At 71.3% G+C, this 24,215-nt stretch carries 16 protein-coding genes; 6 read left to right on the forward strand and 10 right to left on the reverse strand.

What is annotated here, in order from left to right:
* Window positions 1-39: 39 nt before the first annotated feature.
* Entirely contained in the window at window positions 40-4,737 is a 4,698-nt protein-coding gene (locus ACIQTP_RS09970; RefSeq protein ID WP_403398057.1) for a hypothetical protein, read from the forward strand.
* On the opposite strand, the gene ACIQTP_RS09975 is transcribed toward ACIQTP_RS09970, so the two are convergent.
* From ACIQTP_RS09975 to ACIQTP_RS10015, 9 genes are all read right to left on the reverse strand, one after another.
* Window positions 4,734-6,284 carry a GMC family oxidoreductase gene (locus tag ACIQTP_RS09975; protein ID WP_403398059.1) on the reverse strand — a complete coding sequence of 517 codons (1,551 nt, stop codon included), beginning with the start codon at window positions 6,282-6,284 and terminating at the stop codon, window positions 4,734-4,736. The two genes, ACIQTP_RS09970 and ACIQTP_RS09975, sit on opposite strands and share 4 nt — an antisense overlap.
* A gap of 50 nt (window positions 6,285-6,334) precedes the next feature.
* A complete protein-coding gene (locus ACIQTP_RS09980) occupies window positions 6,335-7,900 on the reverse strand; it encodes an APC family permease (RefSeq protein WP_403398062.1) in 1,566 nt (521 codons plus the stop codon).
* Window positions 7,901-7,998: 98 nt separating this feature from the next.
* Entirely contained in the window at window positions 7,999-9,465 is a 1,467-nt protein-coding gene (locus ACIQTP_RS09985) for an aldehyde dehydrogenase family protein (RefSeq protein WP_402048154.1), read from the reverse strand.
* Window positions 9,458-10,603: an aromatic ring-hydroxylating dioxygenase subunit alpha gene (locus tag ACIQTP_RS09990; RefSeq protein WP_403398064.1), complete on the reverse strand. Its 1,146-nt coding sequence runs from the start codon at window positions 10,601-10,603 to the stop codon at window positions 9,458-9,460. The genes ACIQTP_RS09985 and ACIQTP_RS09990 overlap by 8 nt, the downstream gene beginning before the upstream one ends.
* An 11-nt stretch (window positions 10,604-10,614) precedes the next feature.
* Window positions 10,615-11,769, reverse strand: coding sequence for an N-methyl-L-tryptophan oxidase (gene solA, locus ACIQTP_RS09995; RefSeq protein ID WP_403398066.1), 1,155 nt, complete (start codon window positions 11,767-11,769; stop codon window positions 10,615-10,617).
* A gap of 48 nt (window positions 11,770-11,817) precedes the next feature.
* The gene (locus tag ACIQTP_RS10000) at window positions 11,818-14,328 is read right to left on the reverse strand and encodes an FAD-dependent oxidoreductase (protein ID WP_403398068.1); all 2,511 of its coding nucleotides are present in this window, start codon (window positions 14,326-14,328) and stop codon (window positions 11,818-11,820) included.
* Between the two features lie 47 nt (window positions 14,329-14,375).
* The gene (locus ACIQTP_RS10005; protein WP_403398071.1) at window positions 14,376-15,032 is read right to left on the reverse strand and encodes an MBL fold metallo-hydrolase; all 657 of its coding nucleotides are present in this window, start codon (window positions 15,030-15,032) and stop codon (window positions 14,376-14,378) included.
* A complete protein-coding gene (locus tag ACIQTP_RS10010) occupies window positions 15,029-16,114 on the reverse strand; it encodes an S-(hydroxymethyl)mycothiol dehydrogenase (RefSeq protein WP_403398074.1) in 1,086 nt (361 codons plus the stop codon). The genes ACIQTP_RS10005 and ACIQTP_RS10010 overlap by 4 nt, the downstream gene beginning before the upstream one ends.
* A gap of 279 nt (window positions 16,115-16,393) precedes the next feature.
* A complete protein-coding gene (locus ACIQTP_RS10015; protein ID WP_402048170.1) occupies window positions 16,394-17,215 on the reverse strand; it encodes an IclR family transcriptional regulator in 822 nt (273 codons plus the stop codon).
* Between the two features lie 215 nt (window positions 17,216-17,430).
* Between ACIQTP_RS10015 and ACIQTP_RS10020 the strand changes: the two genes are divergently transcribed.
* Both ACIQTP_RS10020 and ACIQTP_RS10025 read left to right on the forward strand, forming a co-directional pair.
* Window positions 17,431-17,751, forward strand: a complete 321-nt coding sequence (locus tag ACIQTP_RS10020) for a bifunctional 3-phenylpropionate/cinnamic acid dioxygenase ferredoxin subunit (RefSeq protein ID WP_402048173.1) — start codon at window positions 17,431-17,433, stop codon at window positions 17,749-17,751.
* A 34-nt stretch (window positions 17,752-17,785) separates the two neighbouring features.
* Window positions 17,786-18,979 carry an NAD(P)/FAD-dependent oxidoreductase gene (locus tag ACIQTP_RS10025; protein ID WP_403398077.1) on the forward strand — a complete coding sequence of 398 codons (1,194 nt, stop codon included), beginning with the start codon at window positions 17,786-17,788 and terminating at the stop codon, window positions 18,977-18,979.
* Window positions 18,980-19,139: 160 nt separating this feature from the next.
* Here the strand turns inward: ACIQTP_RS10025 and ACIQTP_RS10030 are convergent, their stop codons facing one another.
* Window positions 19,140-19,703: a hypothetical protein gene (locus tag ACIQTP_RS10030; RefSeq protein WP_403398165.1), complete on the reverse strand. Its 564-nt coding sequence runs from the start codon at window positions 19,701-19,703 to the stop codon at window positions 19,140-19,142.
* 757 nt (window positions 19,704-20,460) lie between these two features.
* Here ACIQTP_RS10030 and ACIQTP_RS10035 point away from each other — a divergent pair.
* From ACIQTP_RS10035 to ACIQTP_RS10045, 3 genes are read left to right on the forward strand one after another with little or no spacing between them, the layout of a single operon-like run.
* Window positions 20,461-23,370, forward strand: a complete 2,910-nt coding sequence (locus tag ACIQTP_RS10035) for a nitrate- and nitrite sensing domain-containing protein (protein WP_403398079.1) — start codon at window positions 20,461-20,463, stop codon at window positions 23,368-23,370.
* The gene (locus ACIQTP_RS10040; RefSeq protein ID WP_054237190.1) at window positions 23,367-23,807 is read left to right on the forward strand and encodes a roadblock/LC7 domain-containing protein; all 441 of its coding nucleotides are present in this window, start codon (window positions 23,367-23,369) and stop codon (window positions 23,805-23,807) included. Before ACIQTP_RS10035 ends, ACIQTP_RS10040 begins: the two co-directional genes overlap by 4 nt.
* A 9-nt stretch (window positions 23,808-23,816) precedes the next feature.
* Window positions 23,817-24,212 (forward strand): DUF742 domain-containing protein, encoded by a 396-nt coding sequence (locus ACIQTP_RS10045; protein ID WP_054237191.1) that lies wholly within the window; start codon window positions 23,817-23,819, stop codon window positions 24,210-24,212.
* The last annotated feature ends 3 nt before the right edge of the window (window positions 24,213-24,215 follow it).

Consider the following 24,215-nt stretch of genomic DNA (forward strand, 5'->3'; position numbering starts at 1 on the left):
ACCTACGTATCCGAAGACTTACGACGAGAGTCCGCCGCCATGTACGAGCTGTCCCGGGTCCGCCTCTACTCCATCGGGCCTGCTGGCGCGCGTTATGCCGACACCGTCCTTGACCTGAGGGGTGTCGGCGAGCCCGTGCCCGACCCCGCCCCCACCCAGGCGGAGTTCTTCGAGGAGGAGCCCGTCGGGCCGCCGCGCCGGCCCGCGCCCGCGGGCGTGCTCTTCCTGGAGAACGGCGGCGGCAAGTCGGTGCTGCTCAAGCTGATCTTCTCGGTGATGCTGCCGGGCCACCGCAACACCTTGGGCGGCGCCAGCTCCGGTGTGCTGCGCAAGTTCCTGCTCGCCGACGACTGCGGTCATGTCGCGCTGGAGTGGCAGCACACGCTGACCGGCGAGTGCGTCGTGGTCGGCAAGGCCAGCGAGTGGCGGGGACGGCAGGTCTCCAACGACCCGCGGAAGTTCGCCGAAGCCTGGTACTCCTTCCGGCCCGGTCCCGGCCTGAGCCTGGACAACCTGCCCGTCGCCGAGGCGACCGCCGTCCGGCCGCCCGTCGAGGGCGCGTCCGGCGCACAGGGACGGCGGCGCACCATGAAGGGCTTCCGCGACGCCCTCACCGAGGCCGGGAAGGCGTATCCGCACCTCGAAGTGCACTGGGAGGAGATCCACGACCGCTGGAACGAGCATCTGACGGACCTCGGCCTCGACCCCGAACTCTTCCGCTACCAGCGGGAGATGAACGCCGACGAGGGTGAGGCCGCCGGTCTTTTCGCGGTCAAGAAGGACTCCGACTTCACCGACCTGCTGCTGCGCGCGGTCACCGACACCCGGGACACCGACGGGCTCGCCGACCTGGTCGGCGGCTTCGGCAACAAGCTGGGGCGGCGCGCCGAGCTGATCGCCGAGCGGGACTTCACGGCCGGGTCCGTGGATCTGCTCGGCCGGATCGTCGAGGCCGCCGAGGCACGGGCACGCGCGCGTGACATCCACGCGGGCGCCGAGCGGCGGACCCGTACCCTGGCCCGGCGACTGTCCGCGCGAGCCGTGCGGGAGCGCGTCCGCGCCGGTGAGCTCGCACAGCGCGTGACCGCCGCCGCGTACGCCGTCACCCATGCCGAGGGCGCCCGCGAGCGCAGCTCCCTCATCGCCGCCGAACTCGCCTACCGGCACGCCTCGTTGGCGCTCGCCGGGGCCGAGAAGTCGGCGGCCGCCCAGAAGCGCGAACTGGCCGACGCGCGCACCCTGCACTCCTCCTGGCAGGCGGCCGAGCTCGTACTGCGGCACCGCGCCGCCGCCGACCGCTCCGCGCGTGTGGCCGCCGCGATCCTCGAGGCCGAGCGGGACGCCGCGCCCGCGCTCGCCGCCCGCGCCAAGGCCGCCGTCGACCTCGTCCGCGCGCTGCACCGCGCCGCCGAAGGCGCCGAGGCGCTCGCCAACGAGGAGGAGGAGCGCTCCGCCGGACTCCAGGAGGTCGGCGAGACCGCGTACGCCGACTCGACCGCCGCGGCCACCGCCGCGCAGCGGGCCCGCAGCGAGGTCGGACATCTGCGCCAGCGCCTGAGCGAGGTCGAGCAGGAGACCGCCGAGGCGGTCCGCGCCGGCTGGCTCGACGACAGCGCCCCCGACGCCGACCCCGCCCGCGCCGCCCTCGCCGCCAGCGACGCCGAGAAGACGGCCGTCGCGACGTGGGACACCGCGCGGGAGGCCTCGCGACGGGCCTCGGAGCACGCCCGCGAGGCAGCGTCCGCCGAGTCCCGCGCCGAGCTGACGGCCGCCCGCGCGGCGGACGCGGCGACGGCGGCCGAGCGCGCGTACGACGGCGAGCGCCGTACGGCCGAGGCGCTGGCGGGGGAGGAGCGGCTCGCGGAGCTGCTCAGCCTGCCGGGTGCCGCCGGAACACGGCACGGCGGGGTACCGGTGCCCCGGGCGGCCGGGGACGCCGCTGCCTCCGCCGGCCACGGCAAGGGCGGCGACCCCGGCCGAGGCGCCCGCGGCACCTCGGCAGACGTCTGGTCGGAGACCGAAGGCGCCCTCACGCCCGAGGAGTTGGACCAGTACGCCGACGAACTGCGCGAGCTGCTCGACGACGGAGTCGCCTCCGCCGAGCGCCAGCTCTTCGAGCTGCGTACCGCCGCGGCCGACGACGCCCGGATCCTCGGCGCCCTCGGCGACGGCGGACTCCTGCCGCCCGGCCCTGACGTGCTGGCCACGGTCGAATACCTCGGTGAGCACGGCATCCCCGCCCTGCCCGGCTGGCGCTATCTCGCGCAGGCCGTCGACCCCGTCGACCACGCGCGCGTGCTGGCCGCCAGGCCCGAGCTCGTCGACGGCGTGATCATCACCGACCCGGACACCCACGCGCGGGCCCGTGAGGCGCTCAGCGAGGCGGCGCTGCTGCCGCGCTCCGCCGTCGCCGTCGGCACCGCCGCCGCGCTGCTCGCCCCGACCCCGGCCGCCGACGCGGGCGACGGCGGCGTCTTCCTCGTACCGCCGAACCCGGCCATGCACGACGAGCACGCCGCCGACGAGGAACGGCAGGCGCTGCGCACCCGAACGAGCGAGCGGGACGAGGAGATCCGCACCCTCGCGGCCCGGCTCGGCAAGGACCGGGAGCTCGCGGCGCGACTCGCCTCCTGGCGCACCGGTTGCCCCGCCGGGCGGCTCGTCGAACTGGCCGCGGCCGCCCGGGACACGCACGCGTTCGCCGAGGAGGCCGAGGCCGAGCTCGCCGAGGCGCGCACCGTACGGGCCGAGGCCGACGAGGCGGCGGCCGAGGCGGCCCTCGAGCGCGACGAGCGACAGGACGCCGCCCAGCGCGCGCGGCGCGCGGCCGACGCGCTCGCCGGACTCGCCTTCCGCCTGCGCGAACGCGCCGGCTGGCAGGTCAAGGTGCGCGAACTCGCCGACGAGGCCACCGAGTCGGAGGCCCGCGCCCAGGTCTGCCTGGAGCGCGCCCGAGCCGCCGACGAGGACCGCCGCGCCACCCAGCGCGCCGCCGACGACGCCCGCCGCACGGCCCGCGCACTGCGCGCCGAGCGCGCCGAGATCGCCGGTGCCCCCGACGACGTACCGCAGGACGCGTCGGAGACGGCGAAGTCCTCGCTGCCCGCTCTGCGCGAGGCCTACCGGGCCGCGTCACAGCTGTACGAGAAGGTCGGCGTCGGCGCCGATCTGCGCGCCGAGCAGTCCCGCGCCGAGAGCGACGAAACCGCGGCCCTGGCAGAGCTGGACCGGCTCAGCAACAAGGTCCGCACACGCGCCGCGCAGCTCCTTCAGACGCCGGACGGTTCCGACGGGCCGTCCCGGCAGGCCGCGGCCGCCCGCGCCGAGGAGCTCGTGCAGCTCCTGGAGACCCGTATGTCCACCGCGAGCGAGCAGCTCGGGCGGCTGCGCGGCGAGGCCGAGCGGCACGCGCCCGAGGACGGCGAGGCCCACACCGAGCTGTCGCAGGAGCTCGTTCCGCGCGACGCCGAGCACGCGCAGTCGCTGCTGCGCACGGCCACCGGTGAACTCGCCTCCCGCGCCGAGGCGCTCGGCCAGGCGCGCGAGGCGCACGCCGAGCTGCTCGAGGCGCACCGCGCCGCCGAGGACGCGGCCGGTGGCTTCGACGAGACGGCCGCCCTGCTCAGGGACCTGCTGCGGGAGCACTCCGACGACGAGCAGGAGGAGCCCGAGCCCTACCCCGGCACCCTCGAAGAGGCCCGGCACTCCGCCGCCGAGACCCGCCGCTCGCTGCGCGGCTGCGCCGCCGACCTCTCCGCGGCCGAGGGCGCCGTGCGCGAGGCGAGCGACATCCTCGTACGGCATGCCAACTCCAACCGGTACGAGCAGGTGCGCACCCCGGCCCGGCAGCAGATCCGTGAGCTGCCCGCGACCGCGCTGCCCGAACACGCCCAGAAGTGGGCGGACGCCTTCGCGCCCCGGCTGCGGGTGCTGACCGACGAGTTGGCGCAGCTGGAGCGCAACCGGGACTCGATCGTGGACCGGCTGCGGGGGCTGGTGGAGTCGTCGCTCGCCACCCTGCGGTCCGCGCAGCGGCTGTCCCGGCTGCCGGAGGGACTCGGCGAGTGGTCCGGGCAGGAGTTCCTGCGCATCCGCTTCGAGGAGCCCGATCAGGCCACGCTCGCCGAGCGGCTCGGCGAGGTCGTCGACGAGGCCACCCGAGCGGCGGTCAAGAAGAACTCCGACATGCGGCGCGACGGTATGTCACTGCTGCTGCGCGGAGTCAGCGCCGCCCTCGAACCGAAGGGCGTCGCCGTCGAGATCCTCAAGCCGGACGCCGTACTGCGCGCCGAGCGCGTCCCCGTCGGACAGATGGGTGACGTCTTCTCCGGCGGTCAGCTGCTGACCGCGGCCATCGCGCTGTACTGCACGATGGCCGCGCTGCGCAGCAACGACCGGGGCCGCGACAAGCACCGGCACGCCGGCACGCTCTTCCTCGACAACCCCATCGGGCGTGCCAACGCGACCTACCTCCTGGAACTTCAGAGGGCCGTCTCGGACGCGCTCGGCGTCCAACTCCTCTACACCACCGGCCTGTTCGACACGACCGCGCTCGCCGAGTTCCCCCTCGTGATCCGCCTGCGCAACGACGCCGACCTGCGCGCCGGCCTGAAGTACATCAGCGTCGAGGAACACCTCCGGCCGGGACTGCCGCGTGAGGCTCCCGCCGGGGAAGCCGTGCACACCGAGATCACGGCGACGCGGATGTTCAAGAGGCCCTCACCTCAAGGGGCCTAGCGGTCCTCCTTCAAAAGATCCGCGCACTTCTCGCCGATCAGCATGGTCGTGATGCAGGGGTTGACGGAGATGAGATCCGGCATCACCGAACCGTCCGCGACCCGCAGCGCCTCGACCCCCTTGACCCGCAGCCGCGCGTCGAGCGGGGCCGAGGAGTCGTTGTCCGCGCCCATCTTCACGGTGCAGGACGGGTGGTAGACGGTGTTGTGGGTCTTGTGGATGTAGTCGAGCAACTCGTCGTCCGTCCGGACGTCCGGGCCGGGAGCCAGCTCCGCGCCCGCCCAGCCGCTCAGCGCGGGCTGCGACGCGATCTTCCGTGCCAGCTTCAGCCCGTACGTCATCACGCGCACGTCGTGCTCGTGCGTGAAGTAACGCGGATCGACCATCGGCTTGTCCCGGTAGTCCCGGGTGCGCAGTCGCACCGTGCCGCGTGACTTCGCGCGCGTGACGTTCGGCGTGAGGCAGAACGCGTTCTCGGACGTCGGGAACCCGTGCCGAGCCGTGTTCATGTCGAACGGCACCGAACCGTAGTGGTACATCAGGTCGGGCCGGTCCAGGTCCGGTTCGGTGTCGTAGAAGATGCCCGCCTCCCACCACTGGCTGGACGTGGTGGTCATGGGCTGCTTGGCCTCCCACATGATGACGCCCTCGGGGTGGTCCTGGAGGTTCTTGCCGACCCCCGCCGAGTCCACCACCACCTCGACCCCCACTTCGCGCAGATGCGCGGCGGGTCCGATGCCCGACAGCATCAGCAACTTGGGGGTGTCGATGGACCCGCAGGACACGATCACCTCGCGGCGTGCGCGCACCGTCCGGGTGTGGATCAGGTCCGGGTCCAGGTACTCGGCGCCCACACAGCGGCGGCCGTCGAGCACGAGCTTCTTGGCCCGGACCCCGGTGCGCACTTCCAGGTTGGGCCGCTTGCCCATGACCGGATGCAGATACGCGACCGACGAGGACTGCCGGATGTTGTTCTCGTCGGAGTTGATCTGGAACCAGTTGGCGCCACGGACCACGGTCTTGCCGGTGTTGAACGCGGTGGTCGGAATGCCCGCCTGCGCACATGCCTCCAGCAGGGCGGAGCCACAGGGGTCCGCGCCCTTCAGCGAGCGCAGTTTGACCGGGCCGGTGCGGCCGTGGTGGTCGCCGGGGGCGTCGTTCGACTCCAGCCGCTGGTAGAGCGGGAAGAGTTCGGCCGCGCTCCACCCCGTACAGCCCGCGGCGGCCCAGTCGTCCAGGTCCTCCGCGGGTGCCCAGAAGGCGATGCAGGAGTTGTGCGAGGAACAGCCGCCGAGCACCTTGGCGCGGGCATGCCGCATGAAACTGTTGCCGCTGGCCTGCGGTTCGACCGGGTAGTCCCAGTCGTATCCGGACTCCAGCAGGCCCATCCAGCGTTCCAGCTTCAGGACGTCGTCGTCGCCGACGTCGCTGGGGCCCGCTTCGAGGACGCACACGGTGACGGACGGATCCTCGGAGAGCCGGGCCGCGACCACGTTGCCCGCGGTGCCGCCGCCGACCACGACATAGTCGAACTCATCTACGTTCATGGGGAGTTGACCTCCTTGCTTTGCTCTTAGGTCGGTCGTGTGACGGCCGTTCAGTCGGTCGCGGGGGTCACGGGAGTCGCGACGGAAGCCGTCGCGGCGGCCTGGAACTGGTGCTCGGCGAGCACCCCGGTCCGGTGCCGCTGCACGAACCAGTAGTAGGCGAAGCCGCCGCCCGCGACGATGCCCACGAACAGGACGGCACCCCAGCGCAGGTACCAGTGGTACGGCGCGGCCGCGTTGTAGACCGCGGAGCGCGGCCAGATCAGGTTGATCGTCATGGCCGCGCCCCACACCACGGCGACGATGTTGACGAGCAGGCCCCAGCGGCCGAGCGAGAACTTGCCGTCGCCCGCGGGCTGCCACTTGCCACGCAGCCGTGCGACCAGCATCGGCCCCGTGACCAGCAGATATGCCAGGTAGATCATGATGATGCCGATGCTGGTGACCACGGTGAAGATCTGCGGCTGGCGGATGTTGACCACCAGGATCGCCAGAGCGAGCACACCGATGATCACCGTCGGCAGCACGGGAGTCTGGAAGCGCGCGTTGACCTTGGCCAGTTTCGAGGAGGCGGGCAGGTTGTTGTCGCGGGCCATCGCGAAGGCCAGCCGGATCGCCGCCGTGTGCACGGCCAGGGCGCACACCGTGACCGCGATCAGCACGCACCACAGCATCGCCTTGCCGGCCGTCGGACCGAGCACGTCGAGGACGATGTACTGCAGACCCTCCGTGGAGAGCTTGTCGCCCTTCAGGCTGGAGACGCTCATCAGCGCGAGCAGCAGCACGAGCCCGCCCAGGACGAACGAGGCGACGATCGCGCGGATGATGGCGCGCGGCGCGTTGCGCGACGGGTCGACTGCCTCCTCGCCGAGCGACGAGGCCGTGTCGAATCCGTACATGACGTACGCGGACGCCAGCGAGGCCACCAGGAACGCGCCGAGATAGCCGAACGACTGTCCGTTGCCGGTGCCCTGGGTGTCCATGACGACCTGGGGACCGCGCGTGACGTGCACCGCGAACAGGATGATCAGTACGACGGTGGCGATCAGCTCGATGAAGACGCCCGCGGTGTTGATGGTCGCCATCAGTTTCACACCGAAGGCGTTCACGACGGTGGTGAACAGGATCAGCACGGCCGCCAGCAGGACCGCGTTGGTGGCGACGTCGTACTTGCCCGTGCCGTCACCCACGAACTGGAAGGTGGAGGAGATCTGGGGGAGCGTCAGCTGATAGGCGAGTGCCACGGCCGAGATCGACACGATCGACGCGAGCAGCATCATCCAGCCCGCGAGCCAGCCTATGTGCGGATTGCCCACCTTCTTCGACCAGTTGTAGACGGAGCCGGCCACGGGATAGCGGGCGGCGAGCTCGGCGAAGCAGAGCGCGACCATGAACTGGCCGATGAACACCATCGGCCAGGACCACCAGTAGGCGGGGCCACCGCTGCCGTAGCCGAAGTAGAAGAGCTGGAAGGTGCCGGTGAGGATGGAGATGTAGCTGATGCCGGCGGCGAAGGTGTGGAAGTTGCCGAGGGTGCGCTTGAGCTCGGGTTTGTAGCCGAACTCGGAGAGTTCGGCGTCGTCGTTCTGCTCGGTCTTGGGTGGATGGGTGGTCATGAGCGGCCTCCTGGATCGGGGAGAGGGGCGCGGCTCGTGCGGGTGGGGGGAATCAGGGGATCAGATCATCCGGAGGTCACCGGGGGATCATCAGGGGATTACGCGAACCACCCCTGTGGGGACGGGTTGGTGTTGCGCCAGATGTGCTTCGCCTCGCGGTACTCGGCGAGGCCGGAGGGTCCGAGCTCGCGCCCGAAGCCGGACTGCTTGAAACCGCCCCATTCCGCCTGAGGGACGTAGGGGTGGTAGTCGTTGATCCAGACCGTGCCGAGCCGCAGCCGGGCCGCCACACGCTGGGCCTTGGCCTCGTCGGTGGTGAAGACGGCGCCCGCGAGCCCGTAGATCGTGTCGTTGGCGAGCCGTACGGCCTCCGCCTCGCCGCTGAAGCGCTCCACGGTCAGCACCGGCCCGAAGGACTCGTCCTGGACCACGGACATGTCGGACGAGCACTCGTCCAGCACGGTCGGTGGATAGTAGAAGCCCGCCTCGAACTCGGGCCCGGAAGGCCGCGCGCCGCCGCAGCGCAGCACCGCGCCTTCCTCCAGACCCTTGGCGACGTACGCCTCGACCTTGGCGCGATGCGCCGCCGAGACCAGCGGCCCGCTCTGGGCCCGCTCGTCGAACGGGCCGCCGAGCCGGATCTTTGAGGCCCGGCGGACGACCTCGTCGACGAACCGGTCGTGCAGCGAGTCCTCGACCAGCAGCCGGGCCCCGGACGAACAGACCTGCCCCGAGTGCAGGAAGACCGCGGTCAGCGCCATGTCGACGGCCGTCTCGAAGTCGGCGTCGGCGAAGACGATGTTCGGGTTCTTGCCGCCGAGTTCCAGGGCCACCTTCTTCACCGTCCCGGCCGCGGCGGCCATCAGCCGCCGCCCGGTCTGGAGCCCGCCGGTGAAGGAGACGAGGTCGACGTCCGGATGATCGCCGAGCGGGGCCCCTGCCTCGGGGCCCGCGCCGAGGACGAGGTTGGCCACTCCGGGCGGCAGCCCCGCCTCCTCCAGCAGCCGCATCAGATGGATCGCCGTGTGCGGGGTGAGCTCGCTCGGCTTGAGGACGAAGGTGTTGCCCGCGGCGAGCGCCGGGGCGACCTTCCAGGCCGTCTGCAGGAGCGGATAGTTCCAGGGCGTGATCAGCGCGCACACCCCGACCGGCTCGTACACGACCCGGCTGTCGACGCTCGCCGTGCCGGTCTCGACGACCCGGCCCGTCTCCGCGGTGGCCGCCCGTCCGAAGTAGCGGAAGCAGTTCGCGATGTCGTCGATGTCGTACTCGCTCTCGACGAGCCGCTTGCCCGTGTCGAGCGACTCGGCGCGGGCGAGCGCGGCCTTGTCGCGAACGAGGAGGTCGGCGACGCGCAGCAGCAGGTCACCGCGGTCCGCCGCCGGGGTGGTGGGCCAGGGTCCCTCGTCGAAGGCGCGGCGCGCGGCGGCGATCGCCTCGACGGTGTCCTTGCCGCCCGCCTCGTCGACGACGCCCACCAGGGAGCCGTCGGCGGGGCAGCGGATCTCGCGCGTGCGCTCGTCGAGAGCGCTCCGCCACGTACCGTCAATGAAAAGGTCAGGCACTGGGGCCTCCCAATTGCTGGATCAGCCACTCGTGGAAGATCCCGATGTGGTGCTCGGTGGGCACCAGGACACCACCGTTCCGGTAGGCCCGCGAGGCCATGGCCGGCTGCGTACGTTCACAGGCCTCGAAATCCTGTTCGTTGACCCGGTGGAAGAGCTCGACCGACTTGGACACGTCCGCGCCGGACTCCACGACCTCCGGCGCGTAGAGCCAGTCGCACTCGACGACCGTGCGGTCCTCGGCGAGCGGGAACATGCGGTGCAGGATGACATGGTCGGGGACCAGATTGATGAAGACCGTCGGTTTCACGGTGATCGCGTAGTAGCGGCGGTCCTGGTCGTCCGCTATGTCCGGCAGCCGGCCGAAGCCCTCGCTGCCGTCGACCGTGAAGCCCCGGATGTCCTCGCCGAACTCGGCGCCGTGCCCCACGTAGTACTGGGCCGCGTAGCCTTCGGCGAACTCCGGGAGGACGTCGACGAGTTCGGGGTGGATCGTCGCGCAGTGGTAGCACTCCATGAAGTTCTCGACGATCAGCTTCCAGTTCGCCTTCACGTCGTAGGTGATGCGCTTGCCGAGTGCCAGCTTCTCGGTGCGGTAGTGCTCGATGGCGGCGGCGTCGCCCAGCCGCTCCACGGCGGCGCCCATCACGGTCTCCTCGAAGGAGGGCGGCTCGTCGGCCAGGCACACCCAGGCGTACCCGAGCCACTCGCGCAGCGCGACCTTGACCAGGCCGTACTCGACGCGGTCGACGTCCGGCATCTTGATCAGGTTCGGCGCGGCGACCAGCTTGCCGTCGAGGTCGTAGGTCCAGGCGTGATACGGGCACTGCAGATTGCGGCGGACCTCCCCGGACTCCTCGGTGCACAGCCGGGCCCCGCGGTGGCGGCAGATGTTCAGGAAGGCGCGCAGCTCGCCCGTGCGGGAGCGGGTGATCAGAACGCTCTCGCGGCCCACCTGGACGGTGCGGAAGGCGCCGGGCCTGGCGAGATCCGCGGAGCGGACGGCGCAGAACCACATCGACTCGAACAGGGACTCCTGCTCCTGCCGGAAGATCTCCGGGTCGGTGTAATAGTGCCCGGGGAGGGTGGCGATCAGGCTGGGGGAGATGGGGGACGGGGAGACGGGGGTCGTCGTCACGTGCGTACTCCTCAGGCGGGCGCGGCGGCGAGGCGGTGGGGGTCGAACAGCCCGATCGGGTGATCGGTGGTACCGGTCAGGGCGAGGTCGGCGACGATCTCGCCGACGACCGGCACGAACTTGAAGCCGTGCCCGGAGAATCCGCAGGCCACGGTCACGGACTCCGGGTGGGCGGGGTGGCGGGCGATGACGAAGTGCTCGTCGGGGGTGTTGGAGTACATGCAGGTGGCGGCCTTGAGGAAGGTGCCCGGCAGGTCAGGGATGTGGCGGGCCATGTGATCCGCCATGGCCCGGACCTCGTCCTCGTGGACCGTCCGGTCGATGGTCTCCGGGGTGGTCACGGCCCCCTTGCGGAAGAAGGCGACCTTGGCGCCCAGCTCCGGCCCGTCGATCGACGGGAAGCCGTACGCCTGGACTCCGGCCGCGTCCTCCCAGATGTAGATCGGGTGGTTCTCCGGCAGGAACGGCTGGACCCCGCCCCTGGGTTGGAACCAGTACATGACGTGGCGCTCGATCGTGAACGGCACTCCGAGATCGGTGAGCAGTTGCGGTGCCCACGCGCCCGGGCAGATCACCAGCTGGGACGCCGTGTAGGTGTTCTCGGCCGTGTGGACGCGTACGCCGTCCTTGTACGGCTCCCAGCGGGTCATCGGTTCCTCGAAGTGCAGGTCCGCGCCCTGCCGGGTGGCGAGCTGGAGGTGCGCGGCGACGGTGTTCTCGGGGCGCACGAGCCCGGCCCGCGCCTCGTACAGCGCGACCTCGTCGTCCTTCGGGGTCAGGGTCGGGAAACGCCGGCGGATCTCGGAGGCGTCCAGCATCTCGTGCGGCAGGTCCCACTGCTCGGCGGAGAGCAGCGAACCGGAGACCGTCCGGGAGTCGGGGCGTCCGACCATGACGCCGCCGCACAGGATGGCGATCTCCCGGCCGGTCGCCCGCTCCAGCTCCTCGTACAGCTCGTACGAGCGCAGCAGCAGCGGCACGTACGCCGGGTCCTCGAAGTAGGACTGGCGGGTGATGCGGGAACCGCCGTGACTGGAGCCGCGGTTGTGCACCGGGCCGAACTTCTCCAGACCGAGCACGCGGGCGCCGCGGGCGGACAGATGGTGGGCGGCGGCGCTGCCCATACCGCCGAGACCGATCACGATCACGTCGTACGTGGGGGACACAGGGGCCTCCTTATGCCTTGTGGCCGGGCTCATGTCTATTGATCGGTTTCAGCGGCGGATTCGGTTCATCTTCGGGTCGAAGAGGGGTTCTTCCGCGACGGTTGCGGGGACCTTCTCGCCGAAGTACTCGATGTGCACACCGGTACCGGTCGCAAGCGCAGGCAGCCAGGCGTACGCGACGCAGCGGCCCAGCGTGTAGCCGTACGAGGCGCTGGTCACGTAACCCACCGGGGCGCCGTCGACGTAGACGGGCTCCTTGCCGAGCACGACGGCGACCGGGTCGTCGAGGAGGAGGGGGGTGAGCCTGCGTGCGGGTTCCTCCGTGGCGAGGCCTTGCAGCGCCTCCTGGCCGACGAACCCGTCCTTGTCCATCCGGACCGCGAAGCCGACCCCCGCCTCGAACGGGTTGTGCTCGTCGGTCATGTCCACGCCCCAGGCGCGGTAGCCCTTCTCCAGTCGCAGACTGTTGAAGGCTGAGCGCCCGGCCGCGAACACGCCGTGCTCCTGGCCCGCCTCCCACAGCGTGTCCCAGAGCCTGAGCCCAAGATCGGCGGACGTGTACAACTCCCAGCCCAGCTCGCCGACGTACGAGAGCCGCATCGCCGTCACCGGGACGTGCCCCAGATAGGTCTCCTTCGCGCGGAAGTAGCCGAAGCCCTCGTGTGAGAAGTCGTCGCGGGTCAGCGGCTGCACGAGCTCGCGGGCGAGCGGGCCCCAGACGCCGACGCAGCAGGTGCCGGAGGTGATGTCCCGGATCCGCACGTCGTCCGGTGCGTGCCGGATCAGCCAGTCCAGGTCGGTGGGGGAGTTGGCGCCCACCTGGAAACGGTCCGAGGCGAGGCGCGCGACGGTGAGGTCGGAGCGTACCCCGCCCGTCTCGTCCAGGAGCAGCGTGTAGGTGACCGCGCCCGGCTTCTTGCGGAGGTTGTTGGTGGTCATGCGCTGGAGGAAGCCGAGGGCCCCGGGTCCGGTGACTTCGAGGCGGCGCAACGGGGTCATGTCGTACAGGGCGACCTTCTCGCGGGTCGCCTTCGCCTCGGCGGCCGCGATGGGCGACCAGTAGCGGGCCGACCAGGCGTCGCGCTCGGGAAGGTGCAGACCGTCCACGAGCGGGGCGTTCGCCTCGTACCAGTGCGGGCGCTCCCAGCCGCCGCCCTCCATGAAGTACGCGCCGAGTTCCTGCTGCCGGGCGTAAAAGGGGCTGACGCGCAGGGGGCGCGGGCGCTCCATCGGCTGGAGGGGGTGCAGGACGTCGTACACCTCGACGAACTGCCGCGAACCGCGTTCGCGGACGTACGACGGTGAGCGCTGCGCGTCCTCGAAGCGCGTGAGGTCGCATTCGTGCAGGTCGATGGAGGCGCGCCCGTCGACCATCCATTCGGCGACCGCTTTCGCGACCCCCGCGGAGTGGGTGACCCAGACGGCCTCGGCCAGCCAGAATCCGCGCAGCTCGCGCGATTCCCCGAGCACCGGCATGCCGTCCGGGGTGAAGGAGAAGACGCCGTTGAAGCCCTCCTCGATCTCCGTCTCGCGCAGGGCGGGCATCAGCCAGCGGCAGTCGTCCCAGCTCGGTGCCCAGTCCTCCTCCGTGAAGGGGTACGACGACGGCATCTCCATGTCGTTCGCGCGCGCCTCGTCGTAGGGGAGGATCCCGAACGGGTCGACGGGCAGTGGCTTGTGGGCGTAGCTGCCGATGCCGATGCGGTCGTGGTGCTCGCGGAAGTAGAGGTCGCGGTCCTGGAAGCGGAGGATGGGCTTCGAGGCGTCGGCCGGGGCGTTGGCGGTGTCGGCGGTGGCTTCCGGGGTCGCTTCGGAGGTGGGCTCCGGGGTGGCTTCGGCCAGTTCGGGGAGCTGCTTGGTCTTCGCGTACTGGTGTGCGAGCGGCTGAAGGGGTACGTCGACCCCGGCCATCCGGCCGATGACCGGGCCCCAGAAACCGGCCGCGGAGACGACGTGGTCGGCGGGGAAGGTGCCGCGGTCGGTGACCACGGCGGTGACCTTCCCGTCCTCCTGTTCGATACCGGTGACCGTGTGGCGGTCGAGGAAGCGGGCGCCCTTTTCGGTGGCGCGTTCCCTCTGGGCCCGGGCCGCGAGCACGGCGCGGGCCAGGCCGTCGTCGGGGGTGTGGAAGCCGCCGAGGACGGCCGACTGGTCGATGAGCGGCCACAGCTCCTTGCAGCGGGCCGCGCTGACGATCTCGCCGCGTACGCCCCAGGAGGCGGCATAGCCGGCCTTGCGGCGCAGGTCGGCGAGGCGCTCGGGCGTGGTCGCGAGTTCGAGACCGCCGACCGGGTTGAAGCAGGAGACGCCGTCGACCTGGAGGGAGTTGAACTTCTCCACGGTGTACCGGGCGAACGCCGTGAGCGTCTTGGACGGGCTGGTCTGGAACACCAGGCCCGGCGCGTGCGAGGTGGAGCCGCCCGGGGCGGGCAGCGGCCCCTGTTCGAGAACGGTGACGTCGGTCCAGCCGCGGGCGGTCAGCTCGTCGGCGAGCGAGCAGCCGACGATGCCGGCGCCGATGATGACGACACGGGGATGGTTTGCGGGCGTGCTGGACATGCCCCTCCTTGCCGGGGTGGGGAGTGGACGCGCTCGGGGGTCGGGGATCAGACGGTGGGAACGTGGGGGCGCTCGGCGGCGATGGTGGTGTCCTCGCCGTGCCCGGTACGGACCACCGTGTTGCCGGGGAGGGTGAGGAGCCGGCTGCGCAGGGAGGCCTCGATGGTGGGCCGGTCCGAGTACGAGCGGCCGGTCGCGCCGGGGCCGCCGTGGAAGAGGGTGTCCCCGGTGAAGACCGTGTCCAGGAACGGGGCGTAGAGGGAGCAGCTGCCCCAGGTGTGGCCGGGGCTGTGGATCACCTGGAGTTCGATGCCGGCGACCGCCAGGATCCGGCCGTCGCGCAGTTCCCCGTCCGGCTTGCGGCCGGGGTGGGTGAAGGACCACAGCTCGATGTCGTCGGGGTGCAGGAGCACGGGCGCGCCGGTCAGTACGGAGAGCTCGGCGGCCGCGTCGATGTGGTCGTCGTGCGCGTGGGTGCAGACGATCGCGGTGACACGGCGTCCGGCGACGGCCTCGTGGATCGTACGGGCGTCGTGGGCGGCGTCGACGATCAGCACCTCCTCGTCGTCGCCCACGAGCCAGACGTTGTTGTCGACGTCGAAGGTCTCGCCGTCGAGGCTGAAGGTGCCCGAGGTGACGACGCGTTGGACCCGTACCGCGTGGTCCTGTTCGTGACCGTGTCCCTGGGGCTCGGCTTGGCTCACAGGACCACCACCGACCGCAGTACCTCACCGCGGTGCATCTTCGCGAACGCCTCCTCGACCTGGTCGAGGGAGATGGTCTCGCTGACGAAGGCGTTGAGGTCGAGCAGCCCGTACAGGTACTGGTCGATGAGGAACGGGAAGTCGCGGCTCGGCAGGCAGTCGCCGTACCAGGAGGACTTCAGCGCACCGCCGCGCGAGAACAGGTCGATCAGCGGGAGGTCGATCTTCATCTCGGGGTCGGGGACACCGACCTGGACGAGCACACCCGCGTGGTCGCGCATGTAGAAGGCCTGTTTGTACGTCTCCGGTCGGCCCACCGCGTCGATGGCGATGTCGACCCCGAAACCGTCGGTGAGCGCACGGACGGCCTCGACGGGATCCGTCCCGCGCGAGTTCACCGTGTGGGTGGCGCCGAACTTCTCTGCCTGGTCCAGCTTCTTGTCGTCGATGTCGACGGCGATGACCTTCATCGCGCCGTTGAGGCAGGCGCCCGCGATCGCCGCGTTGCCGACGCCTCCGCAGCCGATGACGGCGACCGTGTCGCCGCGCCCGACGTTGCCGGTGTTGACCGCGGCGCCGTATCCGGCCATCACACCGCAGCCGATCAGGCCCGCGGCCTCGGGGCGGGCGGCCGGGTCGATCTTCACCGCCTGCCCGGCCGAGACCAGGGTCTTCTCGGCGAAGGCGCCGATGCCCAGCGCGTTGCTGAGCGGGGTGCCGTCGAGCAGGGTCATCGGCTGGGTGGCGTTACGGGAGTCGAAGCAGTACCAGGGGCGCCCGCGGCGACAGGAGCGACAGGTTCCGCAGGGCGCCCGCCAGGCGAGAACCACGTAGTCGCCCGGGACCAGGTCGCTCACGCCGTCGCCGACCGCCTCGATCGTGCCGGCCGCCTCGTGGCCGAGGAGGAAGGGGAAGTCGTCGGTGATCGCGCCCTCCCGGTAGTGCAGATCCGTGTGGCAGACCCCGCAGGCCTGGACGTTGACGAGCACCTCTCCGGGGCCCGGGTCGGGAACGACGATCGTCCGCACCTCGACGGGTGCGCCCTTCTTGACGGCGACTACGGCACGGACCTCGTGTGGCACGACAAGCTCCTCTGCTGTTGCGCAATGCACGATGGGTTGCGCGATGAGGAACATATTGAGAACGCCGTCATGGGGTCGTCAAGGGGTCGGCGTTAACCCTTGGCAAAAGGAACGGGCGGCCCGAAACGTGCCGGACACACGAGGGGGCGGGGCCGGGAGAATCCCGGGCCCCGCCCCGGCGGGAGCGCGGGGAACCGCGCGACCGGCCCATCGCGACCCGCCCATAGGGTCCGCGGCTGCGGTGTTCTCGGCGGTCCCGCCCTGCGCCCCCGCGGGCTCTCAGAAGCCGTACCCCATCCGGCGCGACAGGTCGGCCCCCGCCGCCACCGTCCGCTTGGCCAGTTCCGGCAGCCGGTCGGAGTTCAGCCGATACACCGGACCCGACACGCTGATCGCCCCGATCACCTTGCCGTCGTGTGCCCGGATCGGCGCGGCCACGGCGGCGAGCCCCAGCTCCAGCTCCTCGATGGTGACCCCGTAGCCCTGCTCGACCACGGCCTCCAACTCGGCGCGCAGCACGGTCGTACCCGTGATCGTGCGCTCGGTGAACCGTGGCAGGGCGCGTGCGAGCAGGCCTTCGCGCAGGGTGGGCGGCATGTGCGCGAGCAGTACCTTGCCGCTGGAGGTCGCGTGCAGCGGGGTGCGCCTTCCCAGCCAGTTCTGCGCGGTGACCGACGCGGTGCCGCGCGCCTGCATGATGTTGACCGCCGCGTCGTCGTCGAGCACCGCGATGTTGACGGTCTCGCCCAGCTCGTCGGCGAGTTCGCGGCAGACCGGGACGCCCTCCTGGGAGATGTCGAGGCGCACCGCCGCCGCCCCCGCCAGACGCAGTACTGCGGCCCCGAGGTAGTACTTCCCGCGGTCCTTGGCCTGGGCCACCAGACCGCGGTTCTCCAGGACACCGAGCAGGCGGAAGGCGGTGGACTTGTGCACGTCCAGCTCCTCGGCGATCTCGGTGACCCCGGCCTCGCCGACCCGGGCGAGGATCTCCAGGACGCTCACGGCGCGGTCCACCGACTGGACGGCGCTGCCGGCCCCTCTCCCGTTCTGCTTCTCGGAACTCTCCCCGGTGTGCTCAGCCTGCTTCTGCGTGCGGGTCATGGCTCAATTCTCACCACCTGACGGCCCGGTTTGGGCCGCATCTGCGGGAAGCCCTTGACGTGACGGGACCCCCGCGCGGATTCTGTTGCGCATAGCGCTCCCTCGTGCGCCATGCGAAACATCATGTTACCGAAGCGTCCGGAACCCGAAAGGTCTCCGGACCCACCTGGACCAGGAGGTCCCGGACGAAGAGTCCAGGACCGAGAGGGGGGCCCATGATTCCCGTCTGCCGCCTCGACGACCTCCCCGCGGGCGAATCCGTCCGTGTCGACACCACGCCGCCCATCGCGGTGTTCAACGCCGACGGCGAGTTGTACGCCATCGACGACACGTGCACCCACCAGGACGCCTCCCTGTCGGAGGGCTGGCTGGAGGGCTGTCTGATCGAATGCCCGCTGCACGCCGCCTCATTCGATCTCCGTACGGGCCGGCCGACGTGCCTGCCCGCACGCCGCCCCGTCCGCACCCACCGCGTCACCGTCGACGACGGAATCATCCACGTCCACCTGGCCGCGGAGGAGGGCACCGCCGCATGAACGCCCTGACCGAGTGCGCCGAAGAGCGCGCCTCATGAGGACCGTGACCGTCGTCGGCGCCTCGCTCTCCGGGCTGTACGCCGCCCGGGAACTCCGGACCCAGGGGTTCGACGGCCGCCTGGTGATCGTCGGGGACGAGCCCCACCACCCGTACGACCGCCCACCCCTCTCCAAGGACTTCCTCACCGGCCGCGCCGACGAGACCCAACTCGCCCTCACCGACGCCGAGGAGACCGCCGAACTCGACGCCGAGTGGCTGCTCGGCGTACGTGCCCGCGGCCTCGACGCCCGGGGGCGCACCGTCCTCCTCGACGACGGCCGCACCGTCTCCACGGACGGCGTGATCATCGCGACCGGCGCCTCGGCCCGGCGGCTCCCGGGGGACGGTCTCGTCGGCGTGCACACCCTGCGCACCCTCGACGACGCCCGCGCCCTGCGCGCGGAGCTCTCCCGGGGCCCGCGCAGCGTCGTCGTCATCGGCGGCGGCTTCATCGGCGCCGAGACCGCGTCCTCCTGCGCCGGACTCGGCCACGACGTCACCGTCGTCGAGGCCGCACCCCTGCCCCTCGTTCCCCAACTCGGCCCCGAGATGGCCGCCGTGTGCGCCGCCCTGCATCGCCGCGGTGGTGCCGGCCTCGTGACCGGCATCGGTGTCGCCGGCCTGCGGGGGAGCGGCACCGTCACGGGCGTGGAGCTCTCCGACGGCCGGGTCCTGCCCGCCGATGTCGTGATCGTGGGCATCGGCGCCACCCCCAACACCGGCTGGCTCGCCGGCTCGACACTCGCACTGCACGATGGCGTGCTGTGCGACGACGGCTGCGTGACCGCGCTGCCGCAGGTGGTCGCCGTCGGCGACGTCGCTCGCGTCGGAGGCGCCCGCGCCGAGCACTGGACCTCCGCCACCGAGCAACCCCGCGTCGCGGTACACAACTTGCTCGCCGGGCGCACCGTCGAGACCGCACGGTCACTGCCCTACTTCTGGTCCGATCAGTACGGCGCACGGATCCAGTTCGCGGGGCGCCGGCACGCGGCGGACACCGTCCGCATCACCGAGGGCGCGCTCGACGACGGCGCACCGGCCGAAGGCGGCCTGCTCGCCCTGTACGAGCGCGACGGCCGCACCACAGCCGTACTCTCCATCGACCGTCCCCGCCCGTTCACGAAGGCACGCCGTGAACTGGCGCGCAGCGAGAACCCGGTGGAGCCGGCGGGCGCTGTGGCGAGCTGACGGCCCGTGGGCGGACCGAGGGACCGGGTCCCCCTGGACCACCAGGTCCACGGGGGCCGTGGAGTCCGCCCCTTGGCCGCGCCGTGGGCAACCGTGAGCCAGGCTCAGTCACGAGCCGGGCTCAGCCGTGAGCCGTCCCGTACTCAGTCGCGAGCCGTACTCAGGGGTGCGACAACTGCCCGGTGCCGCCCTGCCGCCGTATTCGCTCCTGAGCGCGCTCCGTCGCGCGCGCCTGCCGTCGGGCCCGGCGCCGCTCGCGCCTCAGGGACCTTGCGGTGCTGCTCGGTTCGGACACCACGCCGTTGCGCTGGTTCCACACCTGGCGGGTGACCCAGACGTCGAGGGCGGCCCAGGTGGCCACCACCGTGCTGGCCACGCTGCTCAGGACCATCGGGAAGGCGAGCCAGGACTCCGCCAGCGTGGACAGGAAGGCGATCACGGCCTGGATCAGGGTCACCGCGATGATCAGCACCGCACGCACGGCCGCCGTACGCACCGGATCGGGCAGTCGTCGCCGACGCGCGGGCTCCTCGATCCACAACGGCCGGTAGTAGGCCTGCTCTTCGTATCCGTGCGCGTGCCCGACAACTGCCCGCACCTGCCCGCCGACACGCCGCTGACCGGCAGCGGCGCCCTGCCCGACCGCCTGCGGATGCCCACCGGTGGCCGTGCCCCGCCCGCCCACCGGCTCGGGGCCGCCCTCGGCCACGGCCTGGGCGCTCATGCGCTCGCTTCCGATCCCGGCGGCACCCGCCCGGTCGTTCCTCCGGTCGCGTCCCTCCAGGGCCACGCTCCGCCCGCTCACCCGATCGCGCCCGTCCGTGACAACAACGCCTTGTCCGCTCACCTCTTCGCGTCCGTCCGTCGCCGCGAGCCGCCCGTTCCAGCGATCGCCCGCGCTCGCACGGTCGTCCCCGCTCGTCCGGTCGCGCACATCCGCCGGTATGTCGCGATCCGGTGTCCGCGTGCCCGATCGCACCGCCACAGGCGCCGCAGCACTCACTCCGGGCGCCCCGCTCCGCTCCGCCGTGCCCATCAACTTGTCACTCCCCACCGCCCAGCAGACCCTCGCACGAGTGTCATGCGACACCGGCTCCCCATTGGCTGCCCGGCTTGCGCTGTTTTACGCCGCCGGGAAGCGGCATGCGGCCCCTGTGGCCGATTCCGCCCCCATTTCCCGTAGAGAAGGACGAACAATGTGCCCCGAAGATTCCCAACTAGCGAAAATTTCCGGCCAACTGACCAAGTTCACCAGTCCGATGAGCTCCGGCTCGCCATGCCGGATTCGGGGAGGCAATCTCCCCCAATGAACGGACAACTGCCCATCTCCGGTTCCCTCGAAAGCCCGAGTTCCACCCTCTTCACGCCGGGCGGCGGCCCGGACACGTCTTCGAGTTACCTGTGGGTCAGTAGTAGGCTCACGCCGTTTGTTGACGCACAGGTGTGCCCCCGGGCCGGAGGGGGTCGAGCTGGGGGAGGCCATGCGCTTTCGCGGGAAGTCCATCCGCCGGAAGATCGTGGCGCTGCTCCTCGTGCCACTCCTCTCCCTGACGGGGATCTGGGCCTTCGCGACGGTACTCACCGGCCGCGCGGCCAACCAGCTGTTCAACGTGTCGGACGTCGTCGAGAAGATCGGCTACCCCACCGAGGACACCGTCAGCGTTCTCCAGCAGGAGCGCCGCCAGACACTCGTCTATCTCGCCGATCCCCGCGCCTCCGACGCGCTGGCGGCGCTGAAGCGCAGTCGCACCGCGACCGACCGGGCCGTGGCGAAGGTCCGCGAGAACGCCAAGGACGAAAACGTACGGGAAGAGATGAACGGGGGCACCTCACAGCGCCTCGGCACCATCCTGGACGCCCTCGGCGGCGTCGACTCGCTGCGCCGCAGCGTCGAGGAGGGCACCGTCAACCGGGCCCAGGCCCTCGACCTCTACAACCGTCTGATCGACCCCTGTTACACGCTGATGGCCAACCTCCATGTCGTGGACAACGTGGAGATGGACAAGCAGGGCCGCGCCCTCGTCAACGTCGCCAACGCGCGCGAACTGCTTTCCCGCGAGGACGCCCTCCTCGGTTCCGCACTGGTCGCGGGCCGCATCACCCGCGACGACATCCGCGACATCTCCGATCTCGTCGCGCAGCGCACCCTGCTGTACGACATCAGCCTGCCGCTGCTGCCCTCCTCGGAGCGCGGCCGCTTCGAGCGCTACTGGTCGAACGCCGACACGGCTCCCCTGCGCGTGGCGGAGCAAGCTGTCGTCACCTCCCCGGCCGGATCCCCGCACGGTGTCACCGCGCAGAGCTGGGACCGGGCGGCCGGACATGTGCTCAACGAACTCGCCGACCTCGACGACAAGGCCGGCGACCGCTACCAGGACCGCATCCGCCCCGTGGCCACGGGCGTCATCGTCAAGGCGGTCATCGCGGGTGTCCTCGGACTCATCGCCCTGCTGGCCTCGCTCGTCATGTCCGTGCGCATCGGCCGGAGCCTCATCCGCGACCTGCTCCGACTGCGTCTGGAGGCCCACGAGGCGTCCGGCGTGCGGCTCCCCAGCGTCATGCGCCGCCTCTCCGGGGGCGAACAGGTCGACGTCGAGACCGAAGTGCCCCGCCTGGAGTACGACAAGAACGAGATCGGCGAGGTCGGCCAGGCCCTCAACACCCTTCAGCGCGCGGCCGTCGAGGCCGCCGTCAAACAGTCCGAACTGCGGGACGGCGTCTCCGAGGTCTTCGTCAACCTCGCCCGCCGCAGCCAGGTCCTGCTGCACAAGCAGCTCACCCTCCTCGACACCATGGAACGCAGGACCGAGGACACCGACGAACTCGCCGACCTGTTCCGCCTGGACCACCTGACCACACGTATGCGCCGGCATGCCGAGGGCCTGGTCATCCTGTCCGGCGCGGCCCCGTCCCGGCAGTGGCGCAAGCCCGTCCAGCTCATGGACATCGTCCGCGCCGCCGTCGCCGAGGTCGAGGACTACGAGCGCATCGAGGTACGCCGACTGCCCCGCGTCGCCGTCACCGGGCCCGCGGTCGCCGACCTCACGCACCTGGTGGCCGAACTCCTGGAGAACGCCACGGTGTTCTCGCCCCCGCACACGGCCGTGCAGGTCATCGGCGAACGCGTCGCCAATGGTTTCACCCTGGAGATCCACGACCGCGGTCTGGGCATGGCGGCCGAAGCGCTCCTCGACGCCAACCTGCGGCTCGCCGAGACCCCCGAGTTCGAACTGTCCGACACCGACCGGCTCGGTCTCTTCGTGGTCAGCCGGCTCGCGCAGCGGCAGAACGTCCGTGTCTCCCTCCAGCCTTCCCCGTACGGCGGCACCACCGCCGTGGTGTTCATCCCCGAAGCGCTGCTCACGGACGACGTCCCGGACACCAACGGCATCGGCTTCCGTCTCGACCGCGCGCTGCCCTCGAAGGAGGGCAAGATCGAGGAGGGACGCAAGGCGGCGCTCTCCGACGTACCGGTGCGCCTCCCCGGCCTGCCTGCCGCGATCCTGGACGGGCCGGTCGAGCTTGAGGCGCCGGTCGATCTGGACGCGCTCGGCGGTTTCCCGGGTGCCCTCGACGACGAGGACGCCGAGCAGGGCGGTCTGTTCAGGCCGCGTCGCTCCATAGCGGGTGTGCCGGTCGAGCAGCACCGGCCCCACCAGCAGCCCCGCGCAGGCGGCGCGGAGACGGCCCGCTCCGGCGACGACGACCACGCGGGCGCCCCGGTCCCCCTGCCCCGCCGCAGAACTCCCAAGCTGGTCAGCTCGCACGGTCGTCCCGTGACCCGGACGAGGCCCCGCCGCGGCGCGGCGGGCGAGGAGCCCGCCGAGGCGCTGAAGCCGGTGGAGAGCCTCGAACCGGTCCTCGAGCCGGTGGAGAGGCAAGGCGTGGGGGAGAGGGCGAGCGCACAGTCGTCGACCGCCCGGCGTACCGACCGCACCGAGACCTCCGGGCGCCGCGACGGCGAACGCCCCGAGACTCCGGGCCTTCGCTCGGAGACGTCCGGCCTTCGCTCCGAGGCCTCCGGTCTCCGAGAGGCCCCCGCTCTCCCCCGGCGCACTCGCTCTGCCGGCTCGCCGTCGGGCAGGGCCGGGACGACCCCGACCTCCGCCGCCGCGACGCAAGGGGCAGAATCGGGTGCGAGCCCGCTGCCCCGCCGCGTCCGACAGGCCAATCTGGCCCCGCAGTTGAAGGACGGACCCGAACGGCGCGCCGAGCGCGACAAGGCCCACACCCCGAAGGGGGTGGATCTCGCCGATCGCGACGCCGACGAGGTACGCAGCCGGATGGCCTCGCTCCAGCGGGGCTGGCGGCGGGGCCGCGAGGAGAACGCCGCGGGCGACGGGGCCCAGGGCGGCACAGCACCAGGAACGACGAAGGGGGACGGTCGATGACCGCACCGAAGGCCACAGGGCCCACCGCGACCAGCAAGACGTCGGGAGAGCTGAACTGGCTGCTCGACGACCTGGTGGACCGCGTGGCCAGCATCAGCAAGGCGATCGTGCTCTCCGGTGACGGCCTTGCCACCGGGGCCTCCAAGGATCTGACCCGGGAGGACAGCGAGCACCTGGCCGCCGTCGCCTCCGGCTTCCACAGCCTCGCCAAGGGCGTCGGCCGTCACTTCGAGGCGGGCGGGGTCCGGCAGACCGTGGTCGAGCTCGAGGAGGCCTTCCTCTTCGTCACGGCCGCCGGGGACGGCAGCTGCCTCGCCGTTCTCTCGGACGCAGACTCCGACGTCGGGCAGGTCGCCTACGAAATGACGCTCCTGGTGAAGCGGGTCGGCGCACATCTGGCCGCCGCTCCGCGCACCGATCTGCCCTCGGGCGGGTAGTGGGATGGCATGAGCGGAGACGGTCAGGGAAAACGCCACTGGTTCGACGACGACGCCGGACCTGTGGTCCGTCCTTATGCCATGACACGCGGGCGCACCACCAGTCCGGCCCAGCATCGCCTCGACCTGATCGCGGTGGTCGTCACGGAGCCCCACGCGGACGACCCCGAAGCCGACCATTCGCTGTCCCCGGAACACGTGGACATCGTCGAGCTCTGCCGCGACACCCCCCAGTCGGTCGCCGAGCTCGCCGCCGAGCTCGACCTGCCCATCGGAGTGGTCCGGGTCCTCATCGGGGACCTCGTGACCGAGGAAATGGTCCATGTGACACGTCCCGTACCCCCTGCCGAGCTGCCGGACGAGAGTATTCTGCGCGACGTGATCAGCGGCCTCCGGGCGCTCTGAGCT

It is taken from the genome of Streptomyces sp. NPDC090798 (assembly GCF_044768965.1).
Classification (GTDB): domain Bacteria; phylum Actinomycetota; class Actinomycetes; order Streptomycetales; family Streptomycetaceae; genus Streptomyces.